This is a genomic window from Bradyrhizobium sp. 2TAF36 (assembly GCF_052114925.1).
In the GTDB taxonomy this organism is placed as follows: Bacteria; Pseudomonadota; Alphaproteobacteria; order Rhizobiales; family Xanthobacteraceae; genus Bradyrhizobium; species Bradyrhizobium barranii.
Genome location: NZ_JBFRFR010000085.1, coordinates 1 through 25,677 on the forward strand (window position 1 = coordinate 1; position 25,677 = coordinate 25,677).

Sequence of the window (25,677 nt, forward strand, 5' to 3'; positions counted from 1 at the left end):
CTTGTAGATCGGGTGCGTGAAGCGGCGATCGACGCGCACCACAACGGTCTTGGCAGTCTTGTCGCTGACGACCACGCCTTGCAAAGTACGTTTCGGCATATTCGTAAGCCCCTTACTTCTCTTTCGCGCGCTTCTGCGCGGCGACGGTCTTGATGCGGGCGATGTCACGGCGAGCCTCGCGCAGGCGCGAGGTGTTCTCGAGCTGCCCGGTGGCGCGCTGGAAGCGCAGGTTGAAGCGCTCCTTCTTCAGATTCAGGATGGCGTCATCCTGCTGATCAGGGCTCAATGCACGGATGTCTTCGATCTTCATCTGGGCCATGGCCATTACTCCGCAATGCGCTCGACGAAGCGCGTCTTGATCGGCAGCTTGGCGGCCGCCAGGGTCAGCGCTTCACGCGCCGTCTGGGTGTTGACGCCGTCGATCTCGAACAGCACCCGGCCGGGCTTGACGCGCGCGACCCACAGTTCCGGAGCACCCTTGCCGGAGCCCATGCGGACTTCGGCCGGCTTCTTCGACACCGGAACGTCGGGGAACACGCGGATCCAGACGCGGCCGGCGCGCTTCATGTGGCGGGTCAGCGCGCGGCGAGCGGCTTCGATCTGGCGCGCGGTAACGCGCTCCGGCTCGGTCGCCTTCAGGCCGAACTGGCCGAAGGCCAACGTCGCACCCGAAGACGCAACGCCGTGGATACGGCCCTTATGCGCCTTCCGGAACTTCGTTTTCTTAGGTTGCATCATGGCTTCAAGCCCTCAAATTCTCTGTGCTGGCGTCAGGCCGCAGCGTTGTCACGGCGCCCACGGCCACCGCGATCACCACCRCCGCCGGTCTCGCCTTCGGCCATTCTCTTGTCCTGGGCCATCGGATCGTGCTCGAGGATCTCGCCTTTGAAGATCCAGACCTTGACACCGCAGGTGCCGAAGGTCGTGAACGCGGTCGCAACGCCGTAGTCGATGTCGGCGCGCAGCGTGTGCAGCGGCACGCGACCTTCGCGGTACCACTCCATGCGCGCGATTTCCGCGCCGCCCAGACGACCCGAGCAGTTGATGCGGATGCCTTCCGCGCCGAGACGCATCGCCGACTGCACGGCGCGCTTCATGGCACGGCGGAACGCCACGCGGCGCTCGAGCTGCTGCGCGATCGACTCGGCCACCAGCGTCGCATCGAGCTCCGGCTTGCGGATCTCGACGATGTTGATGACGACGTCGGACGAGGTGATGTCCGCGACCTTCTTGCGCAGCTTATCGATGTCGGCGCCCTTCTTGCCGATCACCACGCCCGGACGAGCCGAGTGGATGGTGACGCGGCACTTCTTGTGCGGACGCTCGATCACGATGCGGGCGACGGCCGCCTGCTTGAGCTCCTTGTGCAGGATCTCGCGGATCTTGACGTCCTCGTGCAGCAGCTTGCCGTATTCCTGCTTGCCGGCGAACCAGCGGGAATCCCAGGTCCGGTTGATGCCGAGACGCAGACCGATTGGATTGATCTTTTGACCCATCGTTTTCTCCTGCGACCCTTAAGCCGCTGCTGCTTCGGCTTCGACCTGACGAACAATGATCGTCAGCTGCGAAAATGGTTTGTAGACACGGCCCGAGCGGCCACGGCCGCGGGCGGCAAAGCGCTTCATCACGAGGCCGTTGCCGACGAACGCCTGCGCCACGACGAGATCGTCGACATCGAGGTCGTGGTTGTTCTCGGCATTGGCGATAGCCGATTCCAGGCACTTCTTCACGTCAACCGCGATCCGCTTGCGCGAAAACTGCAGGTCGGCGAGCGCAGCAGCCGCCTTCCGGCCGCGAATGAGCTGGGCGACCAGGTTGAGCTTCTGCGGGCTCACCCGCAGCATCCGGGCGACCGCCTTGGCCTCGTTCTCGGCGAGGCTCCGTTCGCGCTTAGGTTTGCTCATCGTTTAATCCTCAAGCCTTCTTGGCTTTCTTGTCCCCGGAGTGGCCATGGAAGGTCCGGGTCGGCGAGAACTCGCCGAACTTGTGACCGACCATTTCCTCGTTGACGGCCACCGGGACGTGCTTCTGACCGTTGTAGACACCGAAGGTCAGGCCGACGAACTGCGGCAGGATCGTCGAGCGACGGCTCCAGATCTTGATGACGTCGTGACGGCCGGACGCGCGGGCGGCATCTGCCTTCTTGAGCAGAGAACCCTCGACGAACGGGCCTTTCCAGACTGAACGAACCATGTCCGGCGTTCCTTACTTCTTCCGCTTGTGGCGGCTTAGGAGAATGAATTTGTTGGTCGACTTGTTGCTGCGGGTCTTCTTGCCCTTGGTCGGCTTGCCCCACGGGGTGACCGGGTGGCGACCGCCCGAGGTACGACCTTCACCACCGCCGTGCGGATGGTCGATCGGGTTCATCGAGACACCGCGGTTATGCGGCTTGCGGCCCAGCCAACGGTTGCGGCCGGCCTTGCCGATCGAGGTGTTCATGTGATCCGGGTTCGACACCGCGCCGATCGTGCCGCGGCAACGGCCATGCACCAGGCGCTGCTCGCCCGAGTTCAGGCGGATGATCACGTAGTCGTGGTCGCGGCCGACGAGCTGGGCGTAGGTGCCGGCGGAACGAGCGAGCTGGCCGCCCTTCCCGATCTTGACCTCGATGTTGTGGATGATCGTGCCGACCGGCATGTTGCCGAGCGGCATGACGTTGCCCGGCTTCACGTCGACATAGTTGCCGGCAACCACGGAATCACCGACGGCAAGGCGCTGCGGCGCCAGGATATAGGCCTGGGTGCCGTCTTCGTACTTGACCAGCGCGATGAACGCGGTGCGGTTCGGATCGTATTCCAGCCGCTCGACCGTCGCGGGCGCATCGACCTTGTCGCGCTTGAAGTCGACGATGCGCAGCGTCTGCTTGTGACCGCCGCCGCGGAAGCGCACGGTGATGCGACCGGTGTTGTTGCGACCGCCCGAGGAGTGCTTGCCCTCGGTGAGCGCCTTGACCGGCTTGCCCTTGTAGAGGGCCGAACGATCGACCATGACCAGCTGGCGCTGGCCCGGCGTCGTGGGATTGAATTTTTTCAGTGCCATCGTCGTACGACCTTACAGACCGGTGGTCACGTCGATCCGGTGGCCCTCTTCGAGGGTCACGATCGCGCGCTTGCTGTTCGACTGCGAGCCGAGATTGCCGCGGAAGATCTTGGTCTTGCCCTTGCGGACCAGCGTGTTGACGCTCTTGACCTTGACGTCGAACAGCTTCTCGATCGCTTCCTTGATCTGCGGCTTGGTCGCCTTCGCGGCCACCTTGAACAGGACCTTGTTGTGCTCCGAGGCGATCGTCGCCTTTTCGGTCACGACCGGCGACAAGATCACGTCGTAGTGGCGAGGCTCGATGTTCTTCGTCATTTGAAGCGCGCCTCCAGCGCATCGATGGCGGCCTTGGTCAGAACGAGCTTCTGACGGCGCAGGATGTCATAGACGTTGATGCCCTGGATCGGCAGCACGTCCATGTTCGGGATGTTGCGGGCCGCAGCGGCAAAGCCGTTGTTGAGCTCGGCGCCGTCGATGATCAGCGCGTTGGTCAAGCCGAGGCCCGAGAAATGGCCGAGCAGCGCCTTGGTCTTGGCGGCTTCCAGCGCAGCCTTGTCGATCACCAGCAGATCGCCGTCCTTGGCCTTGGCCGACAGCGCATGCTTGAGGGCAAGCGCGCGGACCTTCTTCGGCAGGTCGGTGGCGTGCGAACGCACCACCGGACCGAAGGCACGGCCACCGCCGCGGAACTGCGGCACGCGGGCCGAGCCGTGACGAGCACCGCCGGTGCCCTTCTGCTTGTACATCTTCTTGCCGGTGCGCCAGATCTCGGCGCGGCCCTTGGCCTTGTGAGTGCCGGCCTGACGCTTGTTGAGCTGCCACTGCACGCAACGCGCAATGATGTCCTGGCGCGGCTCGAGGCCGAAAATGGCGTCGGAAAGCTGGACCGAGCCGGCTTCCTTACCTTCGAGGGTCGTGACCTTCAATTCCATCTCACGCCTCCTGCGCAGCCGGAGCAGCGTCCGCTTCGCCAGCAACCTTGAACTTGCCGGGCTTCGGAGCATCCTTCGGCAGCGGCTTCTTGACAGCGTCGCGCACGCGGATCCAACCGCCCTTGGAGCCGGGAACGGCGCCTTCGACGAGGATCAGGCCGCGCTCGACATCGAGCTGAACGACTCGAAGGTTGAGCGTGGTGATGCGGTCGACACCCATGTGGCCGGGCATCTTCTTGTTCTTCCAGGTCTTGCCGGGGTCCTGACGGCCACCGGTCGAACCGATCGAGCGGTGCGAGACCGACACACCGTGGGTGGCGCGCAGACCGCCGAAGTTCCAGCGCTTCATACCGCCGGCGAAGCCCTTACCGACCGAGGTGCCGGTGACGTCGACGAACTGACCGACGACGAAATGATCGGCAAGGATCTCGGCGCCAACGGGTATCATGGCATCCGCGGAGACGCGGAATTCCTCGACCTGCCGCTTCGGCTCGACCTTGGCGACCGCGAACTGGCCGCGCTCTGCCTTGGGCATGTACACGGTCTTGCGGCTGCCAGAACCAAGCTGGAGCGCGACGTAACCGTTCTTCTCTTCAGTGCGGTGGCCTACGACCTGGCAATTGCCGAGCTTCAGCACGGTCACGGGGATATGTTCGCCGGCCTCTGTAAAGACCCGCGTCATCCCGACCTTTTGTGCGATCACTCCGGAGCGCATCGGCGTGCTTCCTGTTCTTTCTGTCCGCTAGTCGCGAACGTGATCCAAAAATCTTAGAGCTTGATCTCGACGTCGACACCGGCGGCCAGGTCGAGCTTCATCAAAGCATCGACGGTCTGCGGGGTCGGATCGACGATGTCGAGCAGGCGCTTGTGAGTGCGCATCTCGAACTGCTCGCGGCTCTTCTTGTCGACGTGAGGCGAACGGTTGACGGTGAACTTCTCGATGCGGGTGGGCAGCGGAATGGGTCCGCGGACCTGCGCGCCGGTGCGCTTCGCCGTGTTCACGATCTCGCGGGTCGACGTATCGAGGATACGATGGTCGAACGCCTTGAGACGGATACGAATGTTTTGGCCGTTCATTGCCGTGGTCTCTCTTTAGTGGGGGGTGGCGAATAGCGAATAGCGAATGTCACACTCGCTACGCGCCAATCCCTATTCTCGTAATTACTCGATGATCGAGGCGACGACGCCGGCGCCGACGGTGCGGCCACCTTCGCGGATCGCGAAGCGGAGCTTCTCTTCCATCGCGATCGGCACGATCAGGTGTACTTCCATCGCGATGTTGTCGCCCGGCATCACCATCTCGGTGCCTTCCGGCAGATGCACGACACCGGTCACGTCGGTGGTGCGGAAGTAGAACTGCGGACGGTAGTTGGTGAAGAACGGGGTGTGGCGGCCGCCCTCTTCCTTGGTGAGGATGTAGGCCTCAGCCTTGAACTTGGTGTGCGGCTTGACCGAACCCGGCTTGCACAGCACCTGGCCGCGCTCGACGTCCTCGCGCTTGGTGCCGCGGAGCAGCGCACCGATGTTGTCGCCGGCCTGGCCCTGATCGAGCAGCTTGCGGAACATTTCGACGCCCGTGACCGTGGTCTTCTGCGTGGCGCGCAGACCGACGATCTCGATTTCCTCGCCGACCTTGACGATGCCGCGTTCGACACGGCCGGTCACGACGGTGCCGCGGCCCGAGATCGAGAACACGTCTTCAACCGGCATCAGGAAGGGCTGGTCGACCGGACGCTCCGGTTGCGGAATGTACTCGTYGACATTCTTCATCAGCTCGAGGATGGCGTCATGGCCGAGCTTCTTGTCGGAATCTTCGAGAGCGGCGAGCGCCGAACCCTTGATGATCGGGATCTTGTCGCCCGGGAAGTCGTACTTCGAGAGCAGCTCGCGGACTTCGAGCTCGACGAGCTCGAGCAGTTCCGGATCGTCGACCATGTCGCACTTGTTGAGGAACACGACGAGCGCAGGCACGCCGACCTGGCGGGCAAGCAGGATGTGCTCGCGGGTCTGCGGCATCGGGCCGTCAGCGGCCGACACGACCAGGATCGCACCGTCCATCTGGGCGGCGCCGGTGATCATGTTCTTCACGTAGTCGGCGTGGCCCGGGCAGTCGACGTGGGCATAGTGGCGGTTCTTGGTCTCGTACTCGACGTGCGCCGTCGAGATCGTGATGCCGCGCGCCTTCTCTTCCGGCGCCTTGTCGATCTGGTCGTACGCCGTGAACGTCGCACCGCCGGTCTCGGCGAGGATCTTGGTGATCGCAGCCGTCAACGACGTCTTGCCATGGTCGACGTGACCGATGGTGCCGATGTTGCAGTGCGGTTTGTTACGTTCAAACTTTGCTTTGGCCATTTGACTCTCCGTTCAATCGTCAGTTCGAGACCGACGACAATCAGGCAAACTTCTTCTGGACTTCTGCCGACACATTGGCCGGCGCTTCTGCGTAGTGGTCGAACTGCATGGTGAAGGTCGCGCGACCCTGGCTCATCGAGCGCAGGTTGTTCACGTACCCGAACATGTTCATGAGCGGCACCATCGCGTTGATGACGTTGGCGTTGCCGCGCATGTCCTGACCCTGGATCTGACCGCGCCGGGAATTCAGGTCGCCGATGACCGAGCCGGTGTAGTCTTCCGGGGTCACCACTTCGACCTTCATGATCGGCTCGAGCAGGACGGACTTGCCCTTCTGCAGCGCTTCGCGGAATGCCGCGCGCGATGCGATTTCGAAGGCGAGCGCCGACGAGTCGACGTCGTGGTACTTGCCGTCGACGAGSTGAACCTTGACGTCGACCACGGGGAAGCCCGCGACGACACCAGAGCTCATCACGCTGTTGAGGCCCTTTTCGACGCCGGGGATGTATTCCTTCGGAACCGCACCGCCGACGATCTTGGACTCGAACTCGTAGCCCTTGCCGGGCTCGTTCGGCTCGACCACGATCGACACTTCCGCGAACTGACCGGTACCGCCGGTCTGCTTCTTGTGGGTGTACTTGACCTCGGCCTTCTTGGTGACGCGCTCACGGAACGCAACCTGCGGCGCGCCGATGTTTGCGTCGACCTTGTAGGTACGCCTGAGGATGTCGACCTTGATGTCGAGATGGAGTTCGCCCATGCCCTTGAGGATGGTCTGGCCGGACTCCTGGTCGGTCGACACGCGGAAGGACGGATCCTCCGCGGCGAGCTTCGCCAGCGCCACGCCCAGCTTTTCCTGGTCGGCCTTGGACTTCGGCTCGATCGCGATCTCGATGACCGGCTCGGGGAATTCCATCTTCTCCAGGATCACCTGCTTGTCGGGATCGCACAGCGTGTCACCGGTGCGCGCTTCCTTCAGGCCGGCCAGCGCGACGATGTCGCCGGCATAGGCTTCCTTGATGTCCTCGCGGTTGTTCGCATGCATCAGCAGCATGCGCCCGATGCGCTCCTTCTTCTCGCGCGTCGAGTTCACGACACCGGTGCCGCTCTGCAGGACGCCGGAGTAGATGCGGCAGAAGGTGATGGTGCCGACGAACGGGTCGTCCATGATCTTGAACGCGAGCAGCGCGAGCGGCTCCTTGTCGTCGGCCTTGCGCACGACCTCGTTGCCGCGGTCGTCGGTGCCCTTGATCGCGGGCACGTCGATCGGCGACGGCAGRTAGTCGACGACGGCGTCGAGCAGCGGCTGCACGCCCTTGTTCTTGAAGGCCGAGCCGCACAGCACGGGATAGAACGCGCCGGTCAGCACCGCCTTGCGGATCAGCCGCTTCAGCGTCGCTTCATCCGGTTCGTTGCCGTCGAGGAAGGCGGCCAATGCGTCATCGTCGAGCTCGACGGCGGCTTCCACCATCTTCTCGCGGTATTCCTTGGCCTGCTCGACCATATCTTCCGGGATGTCGACATAGTYGAACTTCGCGCCGAGCGATTCATCGTTCCAGATGATACCCTGCATCTTCACGAGGTCGACGAGACCCTTGAAGTTGTTCTCGGCACCGATCGGAAGCTGGATCGCGATCGGCTTGGCGCCGAGGCGGTCAACGATGTCGGCCAGACACTTGAAGAAGTCGGCACCCGTCTTGTCCATCTTGTTGGCGAAGACGATGCGCGGAACCTTATACTTGTCGCCCTGGCGCCAGACGGTCTCGGTCTGGGGCTCGACGCCCTGGTTCGAGTCGAGCACGCAGACGGCGCCATCGAGCACGCGCAGCGAACGCTCGACTTCGATGGTGAAGTCGACGTGGCCGGGGGTGTCGATGATGTTCAGGCGCTTGCCGGCCCAGAATGCGGTGGTGGCAGCCGAGGTGATCGTGATGCCACGCTCCTGCTCCTGCTCCATCCAGTCCATCGTCGCGGCACCTTCGTGCACTTCGCCGATCTTGTGGCTCTTGCCGGTGTAATAGAGGATGCGCTCGGTGGTCGTGGTCTTGCCGGCATCGATATGCGCCATGATACCGAAATTGCGGTAGTTCTCTATGGCATGAACGCGAGGCATGGGCTGTTCCTTAGATTCCGTGTTTCGCCGTTACCAGCGATAGTGCGAGAAGGCGCGGTTGGCTTCCGCCATCCGGTGCACGTCTTCACGCTTCTTGACGGCGTTGCCGCGGTTGTTCGAGGCGTCGAGCAGCTCAGCCGAGAGTCGCTCGGTCATCGTCTTCTCGTTGCGCTCGCGCGCAGCCGAGATCAGCCAGCGGATGCCCAGCGCCTGACGGCGGGTCGAGCGAACTTCGACCGGAACCTGGTAGGTCGCGCCGCCGACGCGGCGGGAGCGCACTTCGATCGTCGGCATGACGTTCTCGAGCGCCTGCTCGAACACGCCGAGCGGACTCTGCTTGGTCTTGGCTTCGATGATGCCAAACGCACCGTAGACGATGCCTTCGGCGACCGACTTCTTGCCGGCGTACATCACCGAGTTCATGAACTTCGTGACGATGATGTTCCCGAACTTCGGATCCGGGAGAACTTCGCGCTTTTCCGCTGAGTGGCGACGAGACATTGAGCTGGTTCCCGTTTACTTCGGACGCTTGGCGCCGTACTTCGAACGACGCTGCTTACGGTTCTTGACGCCCTGGGTATCCAGAACGCCGCGGAGGATGTGGTAGCGCACGCCGGGCAAGTCCTTGACGCGGCCGCCGCGGATCATGACCACCGAGTGCTCCTGGAGGTTATGACCTTCGCCGGGGATGTAGCCGATCACCTCGAAGCCGTTCGTCAGGCGCACCTTGGCGACCTTACGAAGCGCCGAGTTCGGCTTCTTCGGGGTCGTGGTGTAGACGCGGGTGCAAACACCACGCTTCTGCGGCGACTGCTGCAGCGCCGGCACCTTCTTGCGCGACTTCTGCACTTCACGCGGTTGAGCGATCAGCTGGTTGATCGTCGGCATCCTGGCCTTACCCTTTGTTCTGCCGCGGCCCCTTCCGGGTCCGCTGTCTTGGCGCGGCCCGTTGCCGGAACCGCAATTCTTTTCGGGCCACCCGCCCGACGAGGTCGCCTCGCACGGAACAATCCGCACAAAGCGAAATCGCGCCAACCGMTCCATCACCGAGCGGAAAGCGTTACGACGCCACAGAGGACCGCAGTTTCAGGCCAATCAGCATAAAGCTGCGGCCCGCGCACCGAGGTCATGCATCCGAATTCGACCTCAAGAGAACGAGCTCAAGAGACCTAAAATCGCACTGGCATTGCCTAGCTATGATCGACAGCGTTTGAGCGGCATTCGTCGAGGTTGGTGCCCGTCTTAGCGATCCCTGAGGATCCGATCCTTGGGGATCTAATCCCTGCGGATCAACGGGTGGCCCGTTCCGACGCTGGCGATGCTCACCGCCTGTCGTTAAGTGAGGCGCTTTCTATAAGTGAGAGTCGGCCAAGTCAAGGTGAAACGACAGTCAGAAAACGCTTCTGCCACCTGACGAAATCGCTGTTTGCCCGCACTCACCGCGCCTGTCGGATATGGGGACCGGACGCCTGTTCCGCCAGCCCAAAAACAATTTATACCCGGGTTAAATGTACTTTTATAACCCGTGCTAAGGTTTTTTTTCCTGTTGATGCGTCAATCTGCCGCCTGCGGCAGAGATTTGCACCATGCGCTACACCGACATTGCCATTATCGGCGGGGGATTGTCCGGCTCAACCGCCGCCGCAATGCTCGGCCGCGCCAGCATTTCGACGGTGCTGATCGACCCGCATGCGAGCTATCCGGCGGACTTTCGAGTCGAAAAACTCAGTGGTCACGTCCAGGTCGAGCGATTCCTGAAGACCGGAATCGGAGAATCGGTGCTGCGCCGCGCGACCTTTGCCGAAAACTGGATCGCCCGATTCGGCCGGTTGCTCGACAAGGCGCCGAGTCGGCAGTTCAACATCCTCTACGATTCGCTCGTCAACGCCGTCCGCGACGAGATCCCTGCTGGCGTCGAGCGCATCTGTGCAAAGGCGGTCTCGCTCTCGACGAGCCCGGAGCGGCAAAAGATCACGCTCTCCAATGAGGAGACGATCTCGGCCCGACTCGTCATGCTCGCCAACGGCCTGAACGTCGGCCTGCGCCACCAGCTCGGCATCGCGCGAAAAATCATCAGCGCCTGCCATTCGATCTCGATCGGGTTCGACGTGGTGCCGGCGGGGCGGAATTCGTTCGACTTCCCGGCGCTGACCTATTTCTCGGAACGGCCGAGCGACCGAATCCCCTACATCACGCTGTTTCCGACCGGTCCGCGGATGCGCGCCAATCTGTTCGTCTATCGCGGCGTCGACGACCCATGGCTGCGCGAATTGCGCCGCGCGCCAGCCGAGACGCTGAACGCCGCCCTGCCCCGGCTCAAGCGCATCACCGGCGCCTTCGACATCGCCGGCGAGATCAAGATCCGTCCGGTCGACCTCTATGTGAACGACGCAAGCGGCCAGCCCGGCCTCGTGCTGGTGGGCGATGCGTTCTCGACCTCCTGCCCCGCCGCCGGCACCGGCTGTGACAAGGTCTTCATCGACGTCGAGCGGCTCTGCAACGTCCATATCCCGGAGTGGCTCGCCTCCGACGGGATGGACGGGGCCAAGATCGCCACCTTCTACGCCGATCCGGTCAAGCGGGCCTGCGACGAATGGTCGGCGGCGAAGGCGTTCGAGTTCCGCTCTGTCACGACCGCGACGAGTCCCTACTGGACCGCGCATCGCTGGGCGCGCTTCATCGCTTGGACAGTTCAAGGCTTGCTGCGGCCGCTCGGAGGAGCAATTCATCTGGAGCCGAACTTCCTCGGTCACGCCTCCTCGTCGTCCTCGTCCTCATCATCCTCGTCGTCATCGTCGCTGTCGTCATCGGCCTGAGCCACAGCGCCATGCGGCTGGTGGATCTGGTCGTTCCACAGCTTGCGATAGGTGCCGTTCCTGGCGAGCAGCTCGGCATGCGAGCCGCGCTCGATCGCCCTGCCCCCTGAGATCACGATGATCTCGTCCATCTCGACCACGGAGGTCAGGCGATGGGTCGACCAGATCATGGTGCRCCCCTTCGCGACCTTCAGCAGCGTGCGGTTGATCGCGGCCTCGGTGGTCTGGTCGAGCGCCGAGGTGGCTTCGTCCAGCAGCAGCACGGAAGGGTTACGGATGACCGCGCGCGCGATCGCGATGCGCTGGCGCTGGCCGCCCGACAGCGTATCGCCGCGCTCGCCGACCGGCGTGTCGTAGCGCTGCGGCAGGCTCATGATGTAGCGGTGGATCTCGGCCTTCTTGGCGGCGTCCTCCACCTCCTCGTCGGTCGCGCCTTCCTTGCCGAGCCGGATGTTCTCGCGAATCGACATGTTGAACAGCATGTTCTCCTGGAACACCACCGCCATGCTCCGGCGCAGCGAATCCAGCGTCACCTTGCGGACGTCGACGCCGTCGATGGCGACGCGCCCCTCGTTGGGCACGTACAGCCGCAGGATCAAATTGAGCAGCGTGCTCTTGCCGGAGCCCGAGGGGCCGACGATGGCGATGCGCTTGCCGGCGTTGAGCTTGAGGCTGAGATTGTCCAGCACCGGCGTCTGGCTGCCTTCGTACTGGAACGTCACGTGGTCGAAGGTGATGTCGTTGGTGATGCGCGGCAGATCGGGCGCGCCGGGACGATCGGCGCCGCGCGTCGGCTCGTCCAGCAGCTCCTGCATGTGGCGGATGGCGGCGGCCGAGGAGATCGACACCGGGATGAAGTGCATCACGTGGGCGATGTTGTAGGAGACCTCCCAGAACGCACTCTCGAAGGTGACGAAGGTGCCGATGGTGATCTGGCCCTTGGTCGCCAGATAGGCGCCGATTGCGAGCACGACGAGGTGCAGCAGCAGCACCGAAATAGTGACCGTCCGCTCCACCATGGTCGACAGGAACGCAGCCGAAGCGATCTTGCGGCGGGTCTCGTCGTTGCGGAAGCTGAAGAAGCCGAACATCTTGCGTTGCAGGCTGAACGCCTTGATCACGGCCTGCGCGGCCACATTCTCCTGCACCATGCCGAGCAGCGCGCTCTCGTTCTGCTTCTGCTCGTAATTGGCCTGCACCGCCTTCGGGGTGAGGATGCGCGGCCCGATCAGCGTGATCGGGAACACCAGCAGCGCGACCGCGGCGAGCTGCCAGTTCAGGAACAACATCAGGATGATGCCGGCGATCAATTCCAGGAACGGCAGCGCTGCACTGTTGGCGAAGGTCTTGACCGAGCCCTCGAAGGCCGAAAGGTCGACGGAAAAGCGCGACAGGATCTCGCCGCGCTTGGTGCGGCCGAAATAGGCCGCCGGCAGGTCCTGGACATGCTCGAACAGGCGCTTGCGGACATCGGAGATGATGCAGGCAGCCAGCCTAGCGTCCCAGCGCTCGTACCAGACCGCCACGATCGAGGTGAAGATGCCGGCGACCGCGAGCACGCCGAGGATCTTGTAGAGCGCCTGGAAATCCTCCTCGCCGAGCGCGTCGTCGATCAGGTACTTCAGGCTGAGCGGCATGATGACGTTGAACAGCGTCTCGACGCAGACGCCGAACGCCACGAATGACAGCATCCGCTTGTAGTTGGACAGGAACGGCTTGACGAAACCCAGGATGGTCGCGAGCGCGCCTGCGGCCTCGCGCGCGGTAAAGACGACGAGCTCCTCGTCCTCATCGTCGAGCTCCAGCTCGTCCTCCTCGTCTTCGTCGTCCTCGTCGTCTTCGAGGTCCGCCTTGACGGGGACAAGCTTGTCGTCGAGCTCGGCCGCCTCTTCCGTGGCGAGTTTCTGTTTGTCGGGCGGGAGGGGCTTGGACGCCATGAAACCAACCGATGCTGACGGCCGGCATGACCGCGGAGAAAGCAGGAAATAGCGGCAACCGCTATCGCACCGATTCTATGCGATCATGACGAATTCGGCAAAGCAATTGGCTAGGCCGGTCCGATCCCGTCTCTAGTCGTCGTCCTCATCCTCGACCTTGTCGAAGAAGGAATAACGCAGGCTGTCGGCGTCGGCGTACCACTGACCCGGGCCCTTGTTGGCAGCAAGCGTCGCCTCCCAGAGCGCATCGGTGCAGTCCTTGCGATGCATCGACAGGTCAAAGCCGTTGCCGAAGAACAGCTCGGACCATTCCCACCAGGTGCCGAGCTTCTTGACGCCGCGCAGCAGGTCGTAGCGGTCGATCACCACTGAAGCCATGTCCGAGGTGATCGAGCCGAACACGAGGCCGGTCTTGACCACGCGGTTCAGTTCGCGGATCGCGCGGACCACCTGCTTCGGGGAAACATGGCAGAGGCTGGTCTCGAACACGAAGTCGAAGGCGCCATCCTTGAACGGCATGTCGGTGATCGAGCCGAGCTTGTTGTACTTCTTCAGCGCCTTCGGCGTCCTGGCGTGGATGGCGCGGTTGTTCTCGATGCCGAAGGCATCGATGCCGCGGTCGCGCAGCGCGCCCACCAGTTCGCCGCTGGCCGAGCCCGCGACCAGCAGCTTGGCGCCCTTGGCCTTGCCCCAGACGATGCCGATCAGCCTGGTCAGATAATCGGGATCGGTGAAGTGGCGCCAGGCTTCGCTGTAGGGACCGAGGCCGCGATAGTTCTCGAAATAGTCGCGGTCGATCTTGTCCGAGACCGGCTCGCCCTCCTCCTGTCCGCGCTCGCGGCGCAGGCGCATCATCTCGGTCAGGATGATGTCGGTCGCCGCGTCCGAGGAGTCGAGCAGACCGTTCAGCGTGGAGTCGAACAGATAATCGCCGACCACCACGATGCCGGGATGCTCCTTCGGCTCCGGCCGGTGATTGGTCATGACGTCGCGCACGGGCAGACCGCCGGGGATGGCGTTCACCGACGACAGCCAGCGGTGGATCTTGCCTTCCACGAAATGCGAACGCGCATCGCCGAGCGAGGCGGGCAGCGATTTCAGTGCGGCGTCGATCAGCTCCTGATCCGACAAATTGGCGAAGGCGAGCGCGTCGGAGCCGGGAATCAGCCAGTTCAGCACGCCGTGCTTGCCAACGTCATGGCGCGCGCCCTCGTTGTAGACGCAGCAGCCGCCGAAGGCTTCCGACATGAACCAGGCGCCGGAAATCTTCTCGCCCCAGAACGGCGCGTCGAACAGGATCGAGACGCGCAGATAGTGCGCGGGACGATCGAAATACGAGACGTGCTTGACCATCGACTTGCGGAGCTGCTCGCCTTCCCAGCCCATGGTCGCGAGCCACGAATGCGGCAGGCAGACCAGCACGAGGTCGAAGTCGCGCGTCTCCGGCCCCTTGCCGTTCATCATCTTGAGCTGGTAGCGGCCGGTCGGCGCCTTGCCGACGGTGAGCACGCGGTGATTGAGCTGGACGTCGGCGTTGACCTCCGACTGCAGGCACTCGATCAGCTGCTCGTTGCCGTTCTGTATGGAATAGAGGCCGATATAGCCGTCGACATCCATCAGGTAGTTCTTGAGCGCGTTGAGCCCGTTGGTGTTGTGGCTTTCGGTCGCGATGTCGGAGCGCGCCATCACCTTGAAGAAACGCTTTGCGGTTTCGTCCTCGACCTCCTCGTCGAGCACCTGCTCGGCGGTCTTGTAGGCCCAGGGATTCTCGTTGTCGTGCGCGCCGACGCCCTCGTAATATTCGATCGGCGTCATCGCCTCGGCGCAGCGGTTCCGGAACGCCTCGATCGCAGCTGCAGCCTTGGCGCCGTATTTGCGGCGCATGCCCGCGACGTCGTTGAGGAGCTCGCCGCCGAACTGCACCTGCTCGGCGTCCATCGGAATGGTCTGAAGTCCGAAATGCTGGATCAGCTCGCGCAGCGGATCGGGACCCGTCATCGAGTAGTCGTAGATCTCGGCAACGCCGGCCTCGTACATCGCCGGCGCGGAATCGAATTTGCGCGTGACGATCTTGCCGCCGAGCCGGTCGGAGGCCTCGTAGATGGTGATGCGGCAGAGGTCGCCGAGCTTACGCTTCAAGTACCAGGCGCTCATCAGCCCGCCGGGGCCGCCGCCTACGATTGCGAGATCAAGCATATGAGTTCCGTGGTCTCCGGCCCTGCCCCCGTCACGGGACCACCGGTCTAACTTCCCTTAGCAGAAGCGCTTTTGCGCCTGAAGGAAAGATGAACAAAGGTTGATCCTGCACCGCAACAGGCAAACAAAGCAGCAAAAAGGCCGGCTTGCGCCGGCCTTTTCATTGTCCTCGGTATTCCTACGGATGAACAATTATTCCGCAGGAGGCAGCGCAGGAAGCTCCGCTTCAGGCGCGGGCGACACGACGGCCGCCTGCTTCTCGCGCTCGTCCAGGATCAGCTTGTCGCGCTTCATCGCGACTTCGCGGATCTTGGCCATGGAGGCGCCGGTGCCCGCCGGGATCAGCCGGCCGACGATGACGTTCTCCTTGAGACCTTCGAGCGGATCGACCTTGCCGTTGACCGCCGCTTCCGTGAGGACGCGGGTGGTCTCCTGGAACGAGGCCGCCGAGAAGAAGGAGCGGGTCTGGAGGCTCGCCTTGGTGATGCCGAGCAGAACCGGCGTTCCCGTAGCGATCTTCTTGCCCTCTTCCTTCGCCTTCTCGTTGAGCGCGTCGAACTCGATCTTGTCGACCTGCTCGCCGGAGATCATGTCCGTATCGCCCTGGTCGGTGACTTCCACCTTCTGGAGCATCTGACGGACAATCACCTCGATGTGCTTGTCGTTGATGAGCACGCCCTGGAGCCGGTAGACTTCCTGGATCTCGTTGACCAGATAGGCCGCGAGCTCCTCGATGCCCTTGACCGCCAGGATGTCGTGCGGCGCCGGGTTGCCTTCGACGATGAAGTCGCCCTTTTCGACGACGTCGCCGTCCTGAAGGTGGATGTGCTTACCCTTCGGGATCAGGTACTCGCGTGCCTCGTCGGTCTTGTCCATCGGCTCGATCGAGATGCGACGCTTGTTCTTGTAGTCGCGTCCGAACCGGATGGTGCCCGAGATTTCGGCGATGATCGCCGCATCCTTCGGACGCCGTGCCTCGAACAGTTCCGCCACCCGCGGCAGACCGCCGGTGATGTCACGCGTCTTGGCGCTTTCGGTCGAGACACGGGCGAGGATGTCGCCCGTATTGACCTTGGCTCCGACGTCGACCGAGAGAATGGCATCGACCGACAGCATGTAGCGGGCATCGCCGCCACGGGCGAGCTTGAGCACCTTGCCGTCCTTGCCCTTGACCACGATGGCCGGACGGAGGTCCGCGCCGCCGCGGGTCGAGCGCCAGTCGATGACCACGCGCTTGGCGATACCGGTGGCCTCGTCGAGCGTTTCCGAGATCGACTGCCCCTCGACCAGATCCTCGAAGCCGATGGTACCTTCGACTTCGGTGAGCAGCGGACGGGTGTAGGGATCCCACTCGACGATGCGCTGGCCGCGCTTGACGGTGTCGCCCTCGTCGACGTGCAGGCGCGAACCGTACTGGATACGGTGCGTCGCACGCTCGGTGCCGTCGGCATCGACGATCGCGATCACCATGTTGCGGACCATCGCGACCAGGTGACCTTCGCTGTTGCGGGCGATGGCCTTGTTCCTGATCACGATCTTGCCGTCGAAGTTGGATTCGACGAACGACTGCTCGTTGAGCTGCGCCGCACCACCGATGTGGAAGGTGCGCATGGTCAGCTGGGTGCCGGGCTCGCCGATCGACTGCGCCGCGATGACGCCGACGGCTTCACCGTGGTTGACAGGCGTGCCGCGGGCGAGGTCGCGGCCGTAGCACATGCCGCAGATGCCGTTGACGAGCTCGCAGGTCAGTGCCGAGCGGATCTTCACCTCCTGCACGCCACCCTGGTGGATGGCGTCCAGATGGCTCTCTTCCATCAGCGTACCGCGCTTGATGATCACCTTGCCCGAGCTGTCACGCACGTCTTCGCAGGCCGTACGGCCAAGGATGCGCGAGCCGAGCGAGGCAACCACGGTGCCGGCATCGACGATGGCGCGCATCTTGATGCCGAGCTTGGTGCCGCAGTCGTTCTGCGTGATGATGCAGTCCTGCGCCACGTCGACGAGACGACGGGTCAGGTAGCCCGAGTTCGCGGTCTTCAACGCGGTGTCCGCGAGGCCCTTACGGGCGCCGTGGGTCGAGTTGAAGTACTCGAGCACCGAGAGGCCTTCCTTGAAGTTCGAGATGATCGGCGTCTCGATGATCTCACCCGACGGCTTGGCCATCAGGCCGCGCATGCCGGCGAGCTGGCGCATCTGGGCCGGCGAACCGCGGGCACCGGAGTGAGCCATCATGTAGATCGAGTTGATGTCGGCATCCGCCCCGCTCGCCGTCTTCTTGGTCGAGGAGATCTCCTTCATCATCGCCTTGGCGATTTCTTCCGTGGCCTTCGACCAGGCGTCGACGACCTTGTTGTACTTCTCGCCATGGGTGATCAGACCGTCGTTGTACTGTTGCTCGAAATCCTTCGCCAGCGTACGGGTGGTGTCGACGATCTTCCACTTGGAGTGCGGCACGACCATGTCGTCCTTGCCGAACGAGATGCCGGCCTTGAACGCGTTGTAGAAGCCGAGCGCCATGATGCGGTCGCAGAAGATCACAGTCTCCTTCTGGCCGCAGTGACGGTAGACCTGGTCGATCACGCCCGAGATTTCGCGCTTGGTCATCAGCTTGTTGATGATCTCGTACGAAATCCGCGGGTTCTTCGGCAGCAGGTTGCCGAGCATGACGCGACCCGCGGTGGTCTCGATCCAGCGCGTCGAGACCTTGCCGGTCTCGTCCATGCCCTGCCACCGATACTTGATCTTGGTGTGGAGGTGGATGACCTTCGCGTGCAGCGCGTGCTCGAGCTCGGCCATGTCGCCGAAGATCTTGCCCTCGCCGGGCAGGCCTTCACGCATGATCGAGACGTAGTAGAGACCGAGCACGATGTCCTGCGACGGCACGATGATCGGCTGGCCGTTCGCCGGATGCAGGATGTTGTTGGTCGACATCATCAGGACGCGCGCTTCCAGCTGCGCCTCGAGCGACAGCGGAACGTGCACGGCCATCTGGTCGCCGTCGAAGTCGGCGTTGAACGCGGCGCAGACCAGCGGATGCAGCTGGATCGCCTTGCCCTCGATCAGCACGGGCTCGAACGCCTGGATGCCGAGACGATGCAGCGTCGGTGCGCGGTTGAGCAGCACCGGATGCTCGCGGATGACCTCGTCCAGGATGTCCCAGACCTCGGGCCGCTCCTTCTCGACCAGCTTCTTCGCCTGCTTCACGGTGGTGGACAGGCCCTTCGCGTCAAGCCGCGAATAGATGAACGGCTTGAACAGCTCGAGCGCCATCTTCTTCGGCAGGCCGCACTGATGCAGGCGCAGCTCGGGACCGACCACGATCACCGAACGGCCCGAATAGTCGACGCGCTTGCCGAGCAGGTTCTGACGGAAGCGACCCTGCTTGCCCTTGAGCATGTCGGCGAGCGACTTCAGCGGACGCTTGTTGGCACCCGTGATGACGCGGCCGCGGCGGCCGTTGTCGAACAGCGCATCGACCGCTTCCTGAAGCATGCGCTTCTCGTTGCGGATGATGATGTCCGGCGCGCGCAGCTCCATCAGCCGCTTCAAGCGGTTGTTGCGGTTGATGACGCGGCGGTAGAGGTCGTTGAGGTCCGAGGTCGCGAAGCGGCCGCCGTCCAGCGGCACCAGCGGACGCAGGTCCGGCGGAATCACTGGAACCACGGTCATGATCATCCATTCCGGCTTGTTGCCGGAGTGGCGGAACGCTTCCACGATCTTCAGGCGCTTGGCGAGCTTCTTGTGCTTGATGTCGGAGTCGGTCTCCTGCATCTCGAGGCGCAAGGTGGCTTCGAGCTTCTCGAGGTCCATGCCCTTGAGCAGCTCGCGGATCGCTTCCGCGCCGATCATGGCGGTGAAGGAATCCTGGCCGTACTCGTCCTGCGCCTTCAGATACTCGTCTTCCGACAAGAGCTGACGGTCCTTGAGCGCGGTGAGGCCCGGCTCGAGCACGACGTAATATTCGAAGTAGAGGATCCGCTCGAGATCCTTCAGCGTCATGTCCAGCAGAAGGCCGATGCGCGAGGGCAGCGACTTCAGGAACCAGATGTGGGCGACGGGGGCTGCGAGCTCGATATGGCCCATGCGCTCGCGCCGGACACGCGACAGCGTGACCTCGACCGAGCACTTCTCGCAGATGATGCCCTTGTACTTCATGCGCTTGTACTTGCCGCACAAGCACTCGTAGTCCTTGATCGGCCCGAAGATGCGGGCGCAGAACAGGCCGTCGCGCTCGGGCTTGAAGGTACGGTAGTTGATGGTCTCCGGCTTCTTGATCTCGCCGTAGGACCAGGACAGAATCTTCTCAGGAGACGCGATCGAAATCCGGATCTGGTCGAAGACCTGAGCCGGAGTCGTCGGGTTGAAGAGATTCATAATTTCTTGGTTCATCGTCTTCTCCTCGCGTGCCGGTCGCCTACGGCCGCAAATTCGAAAATCACTCAATCGGGGCGCCCTGCCCTCAAGGCCTCGGGAGGGGCGCCGATGCCCGGCCGTGAAGGCCGGGCATGAAAGGTCGTATTACTCGGCTGCTTCCGACGTCGGCGCCGGTCCCACCTTGGAGTTGTGCAGGTCGACGTTGAGGCCGAGCGAGCGCATTTCCTTGACCAGCACGTTGAACGATTCCGGAATACCGGCCTCGAACGTGTCGTCGCCGCGGACGATCGCCTCGTACACCTTGGTACGGCCGGCGACGTCGTCCGACTTCACCGTCAGCATCTCCTGGAGCGTGTACGCCGCGCCGTAAGCCTCGAGCGCCCACACTTCCATTTCACCGAAGCGCTGGCCACCGAACTGCGCCTTGCCGCCCAGCGGCTGCTGGGTGACGAGCGAGTACGGACCGATCGAACGCGCGTGGATCTTGTCGTCCACGAGATGGTGCAGCTTGAGCATGTAGATGTAGCCCACCGTCACCTTACGATCGAAGGCATCGCCGGTACGGCCGTCATAGACGGTCGACTGACCCGAAGCGTCGAGACCGGCAAGCTTCAGCATCTCCTCGATGTCGGCTTCCTTGGCGCCGTCGAACACCGGCGTCGCGATCGGCACGCCGCGGCTCAGATTGTGACCGAGCTCGATCAACTCGTTGTCGTTGAGCGACTTGATCGTCTCGTCCTCGCCGTAGACCTTCTTCAAGGTTTCCTTCAGCGGCTTGATGTCCTGCTTCGACAGATAGGCATCGACCGTCTGGCCGATACGCTTGCCGAGGCCGGCGCAAGCCCAGCCAAGATGGGTCTCGAGGATCTGTCCGACGTTCATGCGCGAGGGCACGCCGAGCGGATTGAGCACGATGTCGGCATGCGTACCGTCTTCGAGGAACGGCATGTCCTCGATCGGCACGATCTTCGACACCACGCCCTTGTTGCCGTGACGGCCGGCCATCTTGTCGCCGGGCTGGATCTTGCGCTTCACCGCGACGAAGACCTTGACCATCTTCATCACGCCGGGCGGCAATTCGTCACCGCGCTGAAGCTTCTCGACCTTGTCGAGGAAGCGCTGTTCCAGCCCCTTCTTCGACTCGTCGTACTGCTTCCGCATGGCCTCGATTTCGGCCATCAGCTTGTCGTTCGGCGAAGCGAACAGCCACCACTGCGACTTCGGGTACTCCTCGAGCACTGCACGGGTGATCTTGGTGTCCTTCTTGAAGCCCTTCGGGCCCGCAATGCCCTGCCGTCCCTCGAGGAGCTCGGCAAGACGGTTGTAGACGTTGCGGTCCAGGATCGCCTGCTCGTCGTCGCGGTCCTTGGCCAGACGCTCGATCTCTTCCCGCTCGATCGCCAGCGCACGCTCGTCCTTGTCGACGCCGTGACGGTTGAACACGCGCACTTCCACGATCGTGCCCTGCACGCCCGGAGGAACGCGCAGCGAGGTGTCGCGAACGTCGGAGGCCTTTTCGCCGAAGATGGCGCGCAGAAGCTTTTCTTCCGGCGTCATCGGGCTTTCGCCCTTCGGCGTGATCTTGCCGACCAGGATGTCGCCGGCGCGCACTTCCGCGCCGATGTAGACGATACCGGCTTCGTCGAGGTTCTTCAGCGCTTCTTCCGAGACGTTCGGAATGTCGCGGGTGATTTCCTCAGGGCCGAGCTTGGTGTCGCGGGCCATCACCTCGAACTCCTCGATGTGAATCGAGGTGAAGACGTCTTCCTTCACGATCCGCTCGGAGAGCAGGATCGAGTCTTCGAAGTTGTAGCCGTTCCACGGCATGAACGCGACCAGCACGTTGCGGCCGAGCGCGAGCTCACCGAGATCGGTCGACGGACCGTCGGCGATGATGTCGCCCTTCTTGACGATGTCGCCGACCTTCACCAGCGGACGCTGGTTGATGCAGGTCGACTGGTTGGAGCGCTGGTACTTCATCAGACGGTAGATATCGACRCCCGACCTGGTCGGATCGAGATCTTCCGTGGCGCGGATGACGACGCGGGTCGCGTCGATCTGGTCGATCACACCCGAACGGCGCGCCGCGATCGCGGCACCCGAGTCACGCGCAACCACGCCTTCCATGCCGGTGCCGACGAACGGCGCCTCGGCGCGAACCAGCGGCACCGCCTGGCGCTGCATGTTCGAGCCCATCAGCGCGCGGTTGGCGTCGTCGTTCTCGAGGAACGGGATCAGCGCCGCGGCGACCGAAACGAGCTGCTTCGGCGACACGTCCATGTAGTCGACCTTGTCCGGCGTCACCGGCAAGACTTCGCCGGCGTGACGGCAGACCACAAGATCCTCGGTGAAGCGGCCCTTCGGGTCGAGCGGCACGTTGGCCTGCGCGACCGTGTAGCGGCCCTCTTCCATCGCCGAGAGGTACACGACCTCGTCGGTGACGCGACCGTCCTTGACCTTGCGGTACGGCGTCTCGACGAAGCCGTACTTGTTCACTCGCGCGAAGGTCGCGAGCGAGTTGATCAGGCCGATGTTCGGACCTTCCGGCGTCTCGATCGGGCAGATGCGGCCGTAATGCGTCGGATGCACGTCGCGCACCTCGAAGCCGGCGCGCTCGCGGGTCAGACCGCCCGGTCCAAGCGCCGACAGGCGGCGCTTGTGGGTGATCTCCGACAGCGGGTTGGTCTGGTCCATGAACTGCGAGAGCTGCGAGGAGCCGAAGAACTCGCGCACGGCGGCAGCCGCCGGCTTCGCGTTGATCAGGTCCTGCGGCATGACCGTGTCGATGTCGACCGAGGACATGCGCTCCTTGATCGCGCGCTCCATGCGCAGCAGGCCGATGCGGTACTGGTTCTCCATGAGCTCGCCGACCGAGCGCACACGGCGGTTGCCGAGATGGTCGATGTCGTCGATCTCGCCCTTGCCGTCGCGCAAATCCACCAGCGTCTTGATGACGGAGAGGATGTCTTCCTTGCGCAGCGTACGCTGGGTGTCGGGCGCATCGAGGTCGAGGCGCATGTTCATCTTGACGCGACCGACCGCGGACAGGTCGTAGCGCTCGGCGTCGAAGAACAGCGACTGGAACATCGCCTGCGCCGAATCCAGCGTCGGCGGCTCGCCCGGACGCATCACGCGGTAGATGTCGAACAGYGCGTCCTCGCGCGTCATGTTCTTGTCGGCCGAGAGCGTGTTGCGGATGTAGGCGCCGACATTGACGTGGTCGATGTCGAGCAGCGGCAGTTCCTTGTAGCCCTGCTCGTTGAGGGCCTTCATCGACTTGTCGGTGATCTCTTCACCGGCTTCCGCGTGGATCTCGCCGGTCTTCGGGTTGACGAGGTCCTCGGCGAGATAGTTGCCGACGAGCTCCTCATCGGACAGCCGCAGCGCCTTCAGGCCCTTCTCCTGCATCTGACGCGCACCGCGCACGGTGAGCTTCTTGCCGGCCTCAAGCACGACCTTGCCGGTGTCGGCGTCGATCAGGTCGTTGATGGTCGAGTAGCCGCGGAAACGGTTGGCGTCGAACGGAACGCGCCAGCCTTCCTTGGTCCGCTTGTAGAGAATCTTCTTGTAGAACGTGGACAGGATCGCCTCGCCGTCGAGGCCGAGCGCGAACATCAGCGACGTCACCGGAATCTTGCGGCGACGGTCGATACGCGCATAGACGATGTCCTTGGCGTCGAACTCGATGTCGAGCCAGGAGCCGCGATACGGGATGACGCGAGCGGCGAACAGCAGCTTGCCCGAGGAATGGGTCTTGCCCTTGTCGTGGTCGAAGAACACGCCGGGCGAACGGTGCATCTGCGAGACGATGACGCGCTCGGTGCCGTTGACGATGAAGGTGCCGTTCATCGTCATGAGCGGGATGTCGCCCATGTAGACGTCCTGCTCCTTGATGTCCTTCACCGACTTCGCGCCGGTTTCCTCGTCGATATCGAACACGATGAGGCGCAGCGTCACCTTGAGGGGTGCCGCGAAGGTCATGCCGCGCTGGCGGCACTCGTCGACGTCGTATTTCGGCTGCTCGAACTCGTAGCGGACGAATTCCAGCATCGAGGTGCCCGAGAAGTCGGAGATCGGGAACACCGAGCGGAACACAGCCTGCAGGCCCTCGTCGAGACGCCCGCCCGCGGGTTCGTCGACCATCAGGAACTGGTCATAGGACGCCTTCTGAACCTCGATGAGGTTCGGCATCTCGGCGACTTCCTTGATGTGTCCGAAGAACTTGCGAACGCGTTTGCGACCGGTGAATGTCTGCTGCGCCATCGTGGCCTCTCATTTCGTCGCCCGCTCCGGGCGCGCCGTCCAGGACGCGGTTGCCACCGCTCCCCGGGTTGAATTTTTCGAACCCGCTTTGGGGACCAAAAATCCAGATTCAGACCGTCATGTCCTGAATCTGTTCTTCAGACCTTCAAAACGCAAAACGACGCGCGGGGCGCATAGGCACGCCCGCCCGTCACAACGATTGTCTTCACGGACTGCAAAAGCCCGAAATAGCCTGCTCTCCCAACGGCTTACAGGGAATCCAGCATCCCTGCCCACCGCGCTTTCGTGCTGTCGAACCGATATGGGGCGACAATAGTAGAGATTCGAGGGGTTAACCTTCAAATCCCAACACTTTTTCGTGTTCGGCCTACGTCGGGATGTTCCGTCGCACGCCTTTTGCATATTGCCCACCCTTAGATGGGTGGACCGAGACCCCGGGCTTCGCTGATGCTCGCCCGGGATCTCGCGCCAGTAAGCGTTGCTTACTTGAGCTCGACCTTCGCGCCAGCCTTCTCGAGCTGGACCTTGATCTTCTCGGCTTCGTCCTTGTTCACGCCTTCCTTGACAGGCTTCGGCGCGCCCTCGACGAGGTCCTTTGCTTCCTTCAGGCCCAAGCCGGTGATGGCGCGGACTTCCTTGATGACCTCGATCTTCTTGTCGCCGGCGGCGGCAAGAACGACCGTGAACTCGGTCTTCTCTTCAGCCGGAGCGGCGGCAGCGCCACCACCAGCCGGGCCGGCCACGGCGACAGCCGCGGCAGCCGAAACGCCCCACTTCTCTTCGAGGAGCTTCGCGAGTTCGGCAGCTTCGAGCACGGTGAGGCTCGAGAGGTCGTCAACGATCTTCTGCAAGTCAGCCATTGTTCAGTTTCCTTGAGTGTAAGTCTGGTTCGGGTTTGAGTTTTACGAAGGGCGTCAGGCCGCTTCGCCCTTTGAGGCATGAGCCTGGATGACGCGCGCGAGCTTGCCCGCGGGCGCATTGGCGAGCTGAGCGATCTTGGTCGCCGGGGCCACAAGAAGGCCGACGATCTTGGCGCGCAGTTCATCAAGCGACGGCAGCGAGGCAAGTGCCTTCACGCTGTCGACATTCAGGACGGTCTTTCCCATCGAGCCGCCAATGATGACGAACTTTTCGTTCGTCTTGGCGAATTCGACGGCGACCTTCGGCGCCGCTACCGGATCGTTCGAAGTGGCGATCACGGTCGGTCCCTTCAGCATGGGGCCGATGGCAACGACGTCAGTGCCTGCAAGAGCAATTTTGGCGAGACGGTTCTTCGAGACCTTCACCGAGGCGCCAGCCTGCTTCATCTGCATACGCAGCTTCTGCATCTGGGCAACGGTCAGGCCGGAATATTGAGCAACGACCGCGACGCTCGTGGTCTTGAAGACCCCATTGAGCTGTTCGACCGCTTCCTTTTTTGCCGCTCGTTCCACAGCAAGCTCTTTCCGGTTGGCGGTCATCGCGAGAAGCGGGACCGCCGGGTTGCACCCATCGCCCCACCCAAAACCTGAACCTCGGGGCCAAAACCCCTGGGACACGCGCCGGGCGAGACGACAATTCAAAGCCTGCCCTCCGGGAGCCCTTAAGGCCCACGGCGTGTCGAGGTCCGAACCAGACCCGTTTCGCAAGCCAGCCGTTAAAGCTGGGCGCGAAGT

General features: G+C 63.0%; 22 protein-coding genes. 1 reads left to right on the forward strand and 21 read right to left on the reverse strand.

The features are described from left to right. From rpsQ to rpsL, 15 genes are all read right to left on the reverse strand, one after another. A partial coding sequence (rpsQ, locus tag AB4Z51_RS36520; protein ID WP_441499030.1) for a 30S ribosomal protein S17 occupies nucleotides 1–99 on the reverse strand: 99 nt, incomplete at its 3' end. Nucleotides 100–112: 13 nt separating this feature from the next. Next, nucleotides 113–319: a 50S ribosomal protein L29 gene (rpmC, locus tag AB4Z51_RS36525; RefSeq protein ID WP_063986292.1), complete on the reverse strand. Its 207-nt coding sequence runs from the start codon at nucleotides 317–319 to the stop codon at nucleotides 113–115. A gap of 5 nt (nucleotides 320–324) precedes the next feature. Continuing rightward, the gene (rplP, locus tag AB4Z51_RS36530; protein ID WP_063982581.1) at nucleotides 325–738 is read right to left on the reverse strand and encodes a 50S ribosomal protein L16; all 414 of its coding nucleotides are present in this window, start codon (nucleotides 736–738) and stop codon (nucleotides 325–327) included. Nucleotides 739–770: 32 nt separating this feature from the next. Continuing rightward, entirely contained in the window at nucleotides 771–1,496 is a 726-nt protein-coding gene (rpsC, locus tag AB4Z51_RS36535) for a 30S ribosomal protein S3 (protein WP_063982580.1), read from the reverse strand. Nucleotides 1,497–1,514: 18 nt separating this feature from the next. After that, nucleotides 1,515–1,904, reverse strand: coding sequence for a 50S ribosomal protein L22 (rplV, locus tag AB4Z51_RS36540; RefSeq protein ID WP_011088147.1), 390 nt, complete (start codon nucleotides 1,902–1,904; stop codon nucleotides 1,515–1,517). A gap of 10 nt (nucleotides 1,905–1,914) precedes the next feature. Beyond that, the gene (gene rpsS, locus AB4Z51_RS36545) at nucleotides 1,915–2,193 is read right to left on the reverse strand and encodes a 30S ribosomal protein S19 (protein WP_008136357.1); all 279 of its coding nucleotides are present in this window, start codon (nucleotides 2,191–2,193) and stop codon (nucleotides 1,915–1,917) included. A 12-nt stretch (nucleotides 2,194–2,205) separates the two neighbouring features. Continuing rightward, nucleotides 2,206–3,039 carry a 50S ribosomal protein L2 gene (rplB, locus tag AB4Z51_RS36550; RefSeq protein ID WP_028152985.1) on the reverse strand — a complete coding sequence of 278 codons (834 nt, stop codon included), beginning with the start codon at nucleotides 3,037–3,039 and terminating at the stop codon, nucleotides 2,206–2,208. Between the two features lie 12 nt (nucleotides 3,040–3,051). Beyond that, entirely contained in the window at nucleotides 3,052–3,354 is a 303-nt protein-coding gene (locus AB4Z51_RS36555) for a 50S ribosomal protein L23 (protein ID WP_007603019.1), read from the reverse strand. After that, on the reverse strand, nucleotides 3,351–3,971 hold the full coding sequence (gene rplD / locus AB4Z51_RS36560; protein ID WP_011088150.1) for a 50S ribosomal protein L4: 621 nt from the start codon (nucleotides 3,969–3,971) through the stop codon (nucleotides 3,351–3,353). Before rplD ends, AB4Z51_RS36555 begins: the two co-directional genes overlap by 4 nt. Before the next feature lies 1 nt (nucleotide 3,972). Then, nucleotides 3,973–4,686 carry a 50S ribosomal protein L3 gene (gene rplC, locus AB4Z51_RS36565; protein ID WP_063982578.1) on the reverse strand — a complete coding sequence of 238 codons (714 nt, stop codon included), beginning with the start codon at nucleotides 4,684–4,686 and terminating at the stop codon, nucleotides 3,973–3,975. 53 nt (nucleotides 4,687–4,739) lie between these two features. Further along, nucleotides 4,740–5,048, reverse strand: coding sequence for a 30S ribosomal protein S10 (gene rpsJ / locus AB4Z51_RS36570; protein ID WP_002712302.1), 309 nt, complete (start codon nucleotides 5,046–5,048; stop codon nucleotides 4,740–4,742). An 84-nt stretch (nucleotides 5,049–5,132) separates the two neighbouring features. After that, nucleotides 5,133–6,323 carry an elongation factor Tu gene (gene tuf / locus AB4Z51_RS36575; RefSeq protein WP_441499025.1) on the reverse strand — a complete coding sequence of 397 codons (1,191 nt, stop codon included), beginning with the start codon at nucleotides 6,321–6,323 and terminating at the stop codon, nucleotides 5,133–5,135. 40 nt (nucleotides 6,324–6,363) lie between these two features. Then, nucleotides 6,364–8,436: an elongation factor G gene (fusA, locus tag AB4Z51_RS36580; protein WP_441499026.1), complete on the reverse strand. Its 2,073-nt coding sequence runs from the start codon at nucleotides 8,434–8,436 to the stop codon at nucleotides 6,364–6,366. A 30-nt stretch (nucleotides 8,437–8,466) separates the two neighbouring features. Next, nucleotides 8,467–8,937: a 30S ribosomal protein S7 gene (rpsG, locus tag AB4Z51_RS36585; RefSeq protein WP_028152987.1), complete on the reverse strand. Its 471-nt coding sequence runs from the start codon at nucleotides 8,935–8,937 to the stop codon at nucleotides 8,467–8,469. Nucleotides 8,938–8,952: 15 nt separating this feature from the next. Next, the gene (gene rpsL, locus AB4Z51_RS36590) at nucleotides 8,953–9,324 is read right to left on the reverse strand and encodes a 30S ribosomal protein S12 (RefSeq protein ID WP_007603006.1); all 372 of its coding nucleotides are present in this window, start codon (nucleotides 9,322–9,324) and stop codon (nucleotides 8,953–8,955) included. A gap of 698 nt (nucleotides 9,325–10,022) precedes the next feature. Between rpsL and AB4Z51_RS36595 the strand changes: the two genes are divergently transcribed. Continuing rightward, nucleotides 10,023–11,252 carry an FAD-dependent oxidoreductase gene (locus AB4Z51_RS36595; protein WP_441499027.1) on the forward strand — a complete coding sequence of 410 codons (1,230 nt, stop codon included), beginning with the start codon at nucleotides 10,023–10,025 and terminating at the stop codon, nucleotides 11,250–11,252. Here the strand turns inward: AB4Z51_RS36595 and AB4Z51_RS36600 are convergent. From AB4Z51_RS36600 to rplJ, 6 genes are all read right to left on the reverse strand, one after another. Next, nucleotides 11,186–13,189, reverse strand: a complete 2,004-nt coding sequence (locus AB4Z51_RS36600; RefSeq protein WP_441499028.1) for an ABC transporter ATP-binding protein — start codon at nucleotides 13,187–13,189, stop codon at nucleotides 11,186–11,188. The two genes, AB4Z51_RS36595 and AB4Z51_RS36600, sit on opposite strands and share 67 nt — an antisense overlap. A 132-nt stretch (nucleotides 13,190–13,321) precedes the next feature. Continuing rightward, the gene (locus AB4Z51_RS36605; RefSeq protein WP_135214977.1) at nucleotides 13,322–15,385 is read right to left on the reverse strand and encodes an FAD-dependent oxidoreductase; all 2,064 of its coding nucleotides are present in this window, start codon (nucleotides 15,383–15,385) and stop codon (nucleotides 13,322–13,324) included. Between the two features lie 192 nt (nucleotides 15,386–15,577). Further along, the gene (gene rpoC, locus AB4Z51_RS36610) at nucleotides 15,578–19,774 is read right to left on the reverse strand and encodes a DNA-directed RNA polymerase subunit beta' (protein WP_071912831.1); all 4,197 of its coding nucleotides are present in this window, start codon (nucleotides 19,772–19,774) and stop codon (nucleotides 15,578–15,580) included. Between the two features lie 129 nt (nucleotides 19,775–19,903). After that, nucleotides 19,904–24,022: a DNA-directed RNA polymerase subunit beta gene (gene rpoB / locus AB4Z51_RS36615; RefSeq protein ID WP_135214978.1), complete on the reverse strand. Its 4,119-nt coding sequence runs from the start codon at nucleotides 24,020–24,022 to the stop codon at nucleotides 19,904–19,906. A 482-nt stretch (nucleotides 24,023–24,504) separates the two neighbouring features. Continuing rightward, nucleotides 24,505–24,882 (reverse strand): 50S ribosomal protein L7/L12, encoded by a 378-nt coding sequence (gene rplL, locus AB4Z51_RS36620; protein WP_028152883.1) that lies wholly within the window; start codon nucleotides 24,880–24,882, stop codon nucleotides 24,505–24,507. Between the two features lie 54 nt (nucleotides 24,883–24,936). Further along, nucleotides 24,937–25,455, reverse strand: a complete 519-nt coding sequence (gene rplJ / locus AB4Z51_RS36625; RefSeq protein WP_135214979.1) for a 50S ribosomal protein L10 — start codon at nucleotides 25,453–25,455, stop codon at nucleotides 24,937–24,939. Nucleotides 25,456–25,677 lie beyond the last annotated feature (222 nt).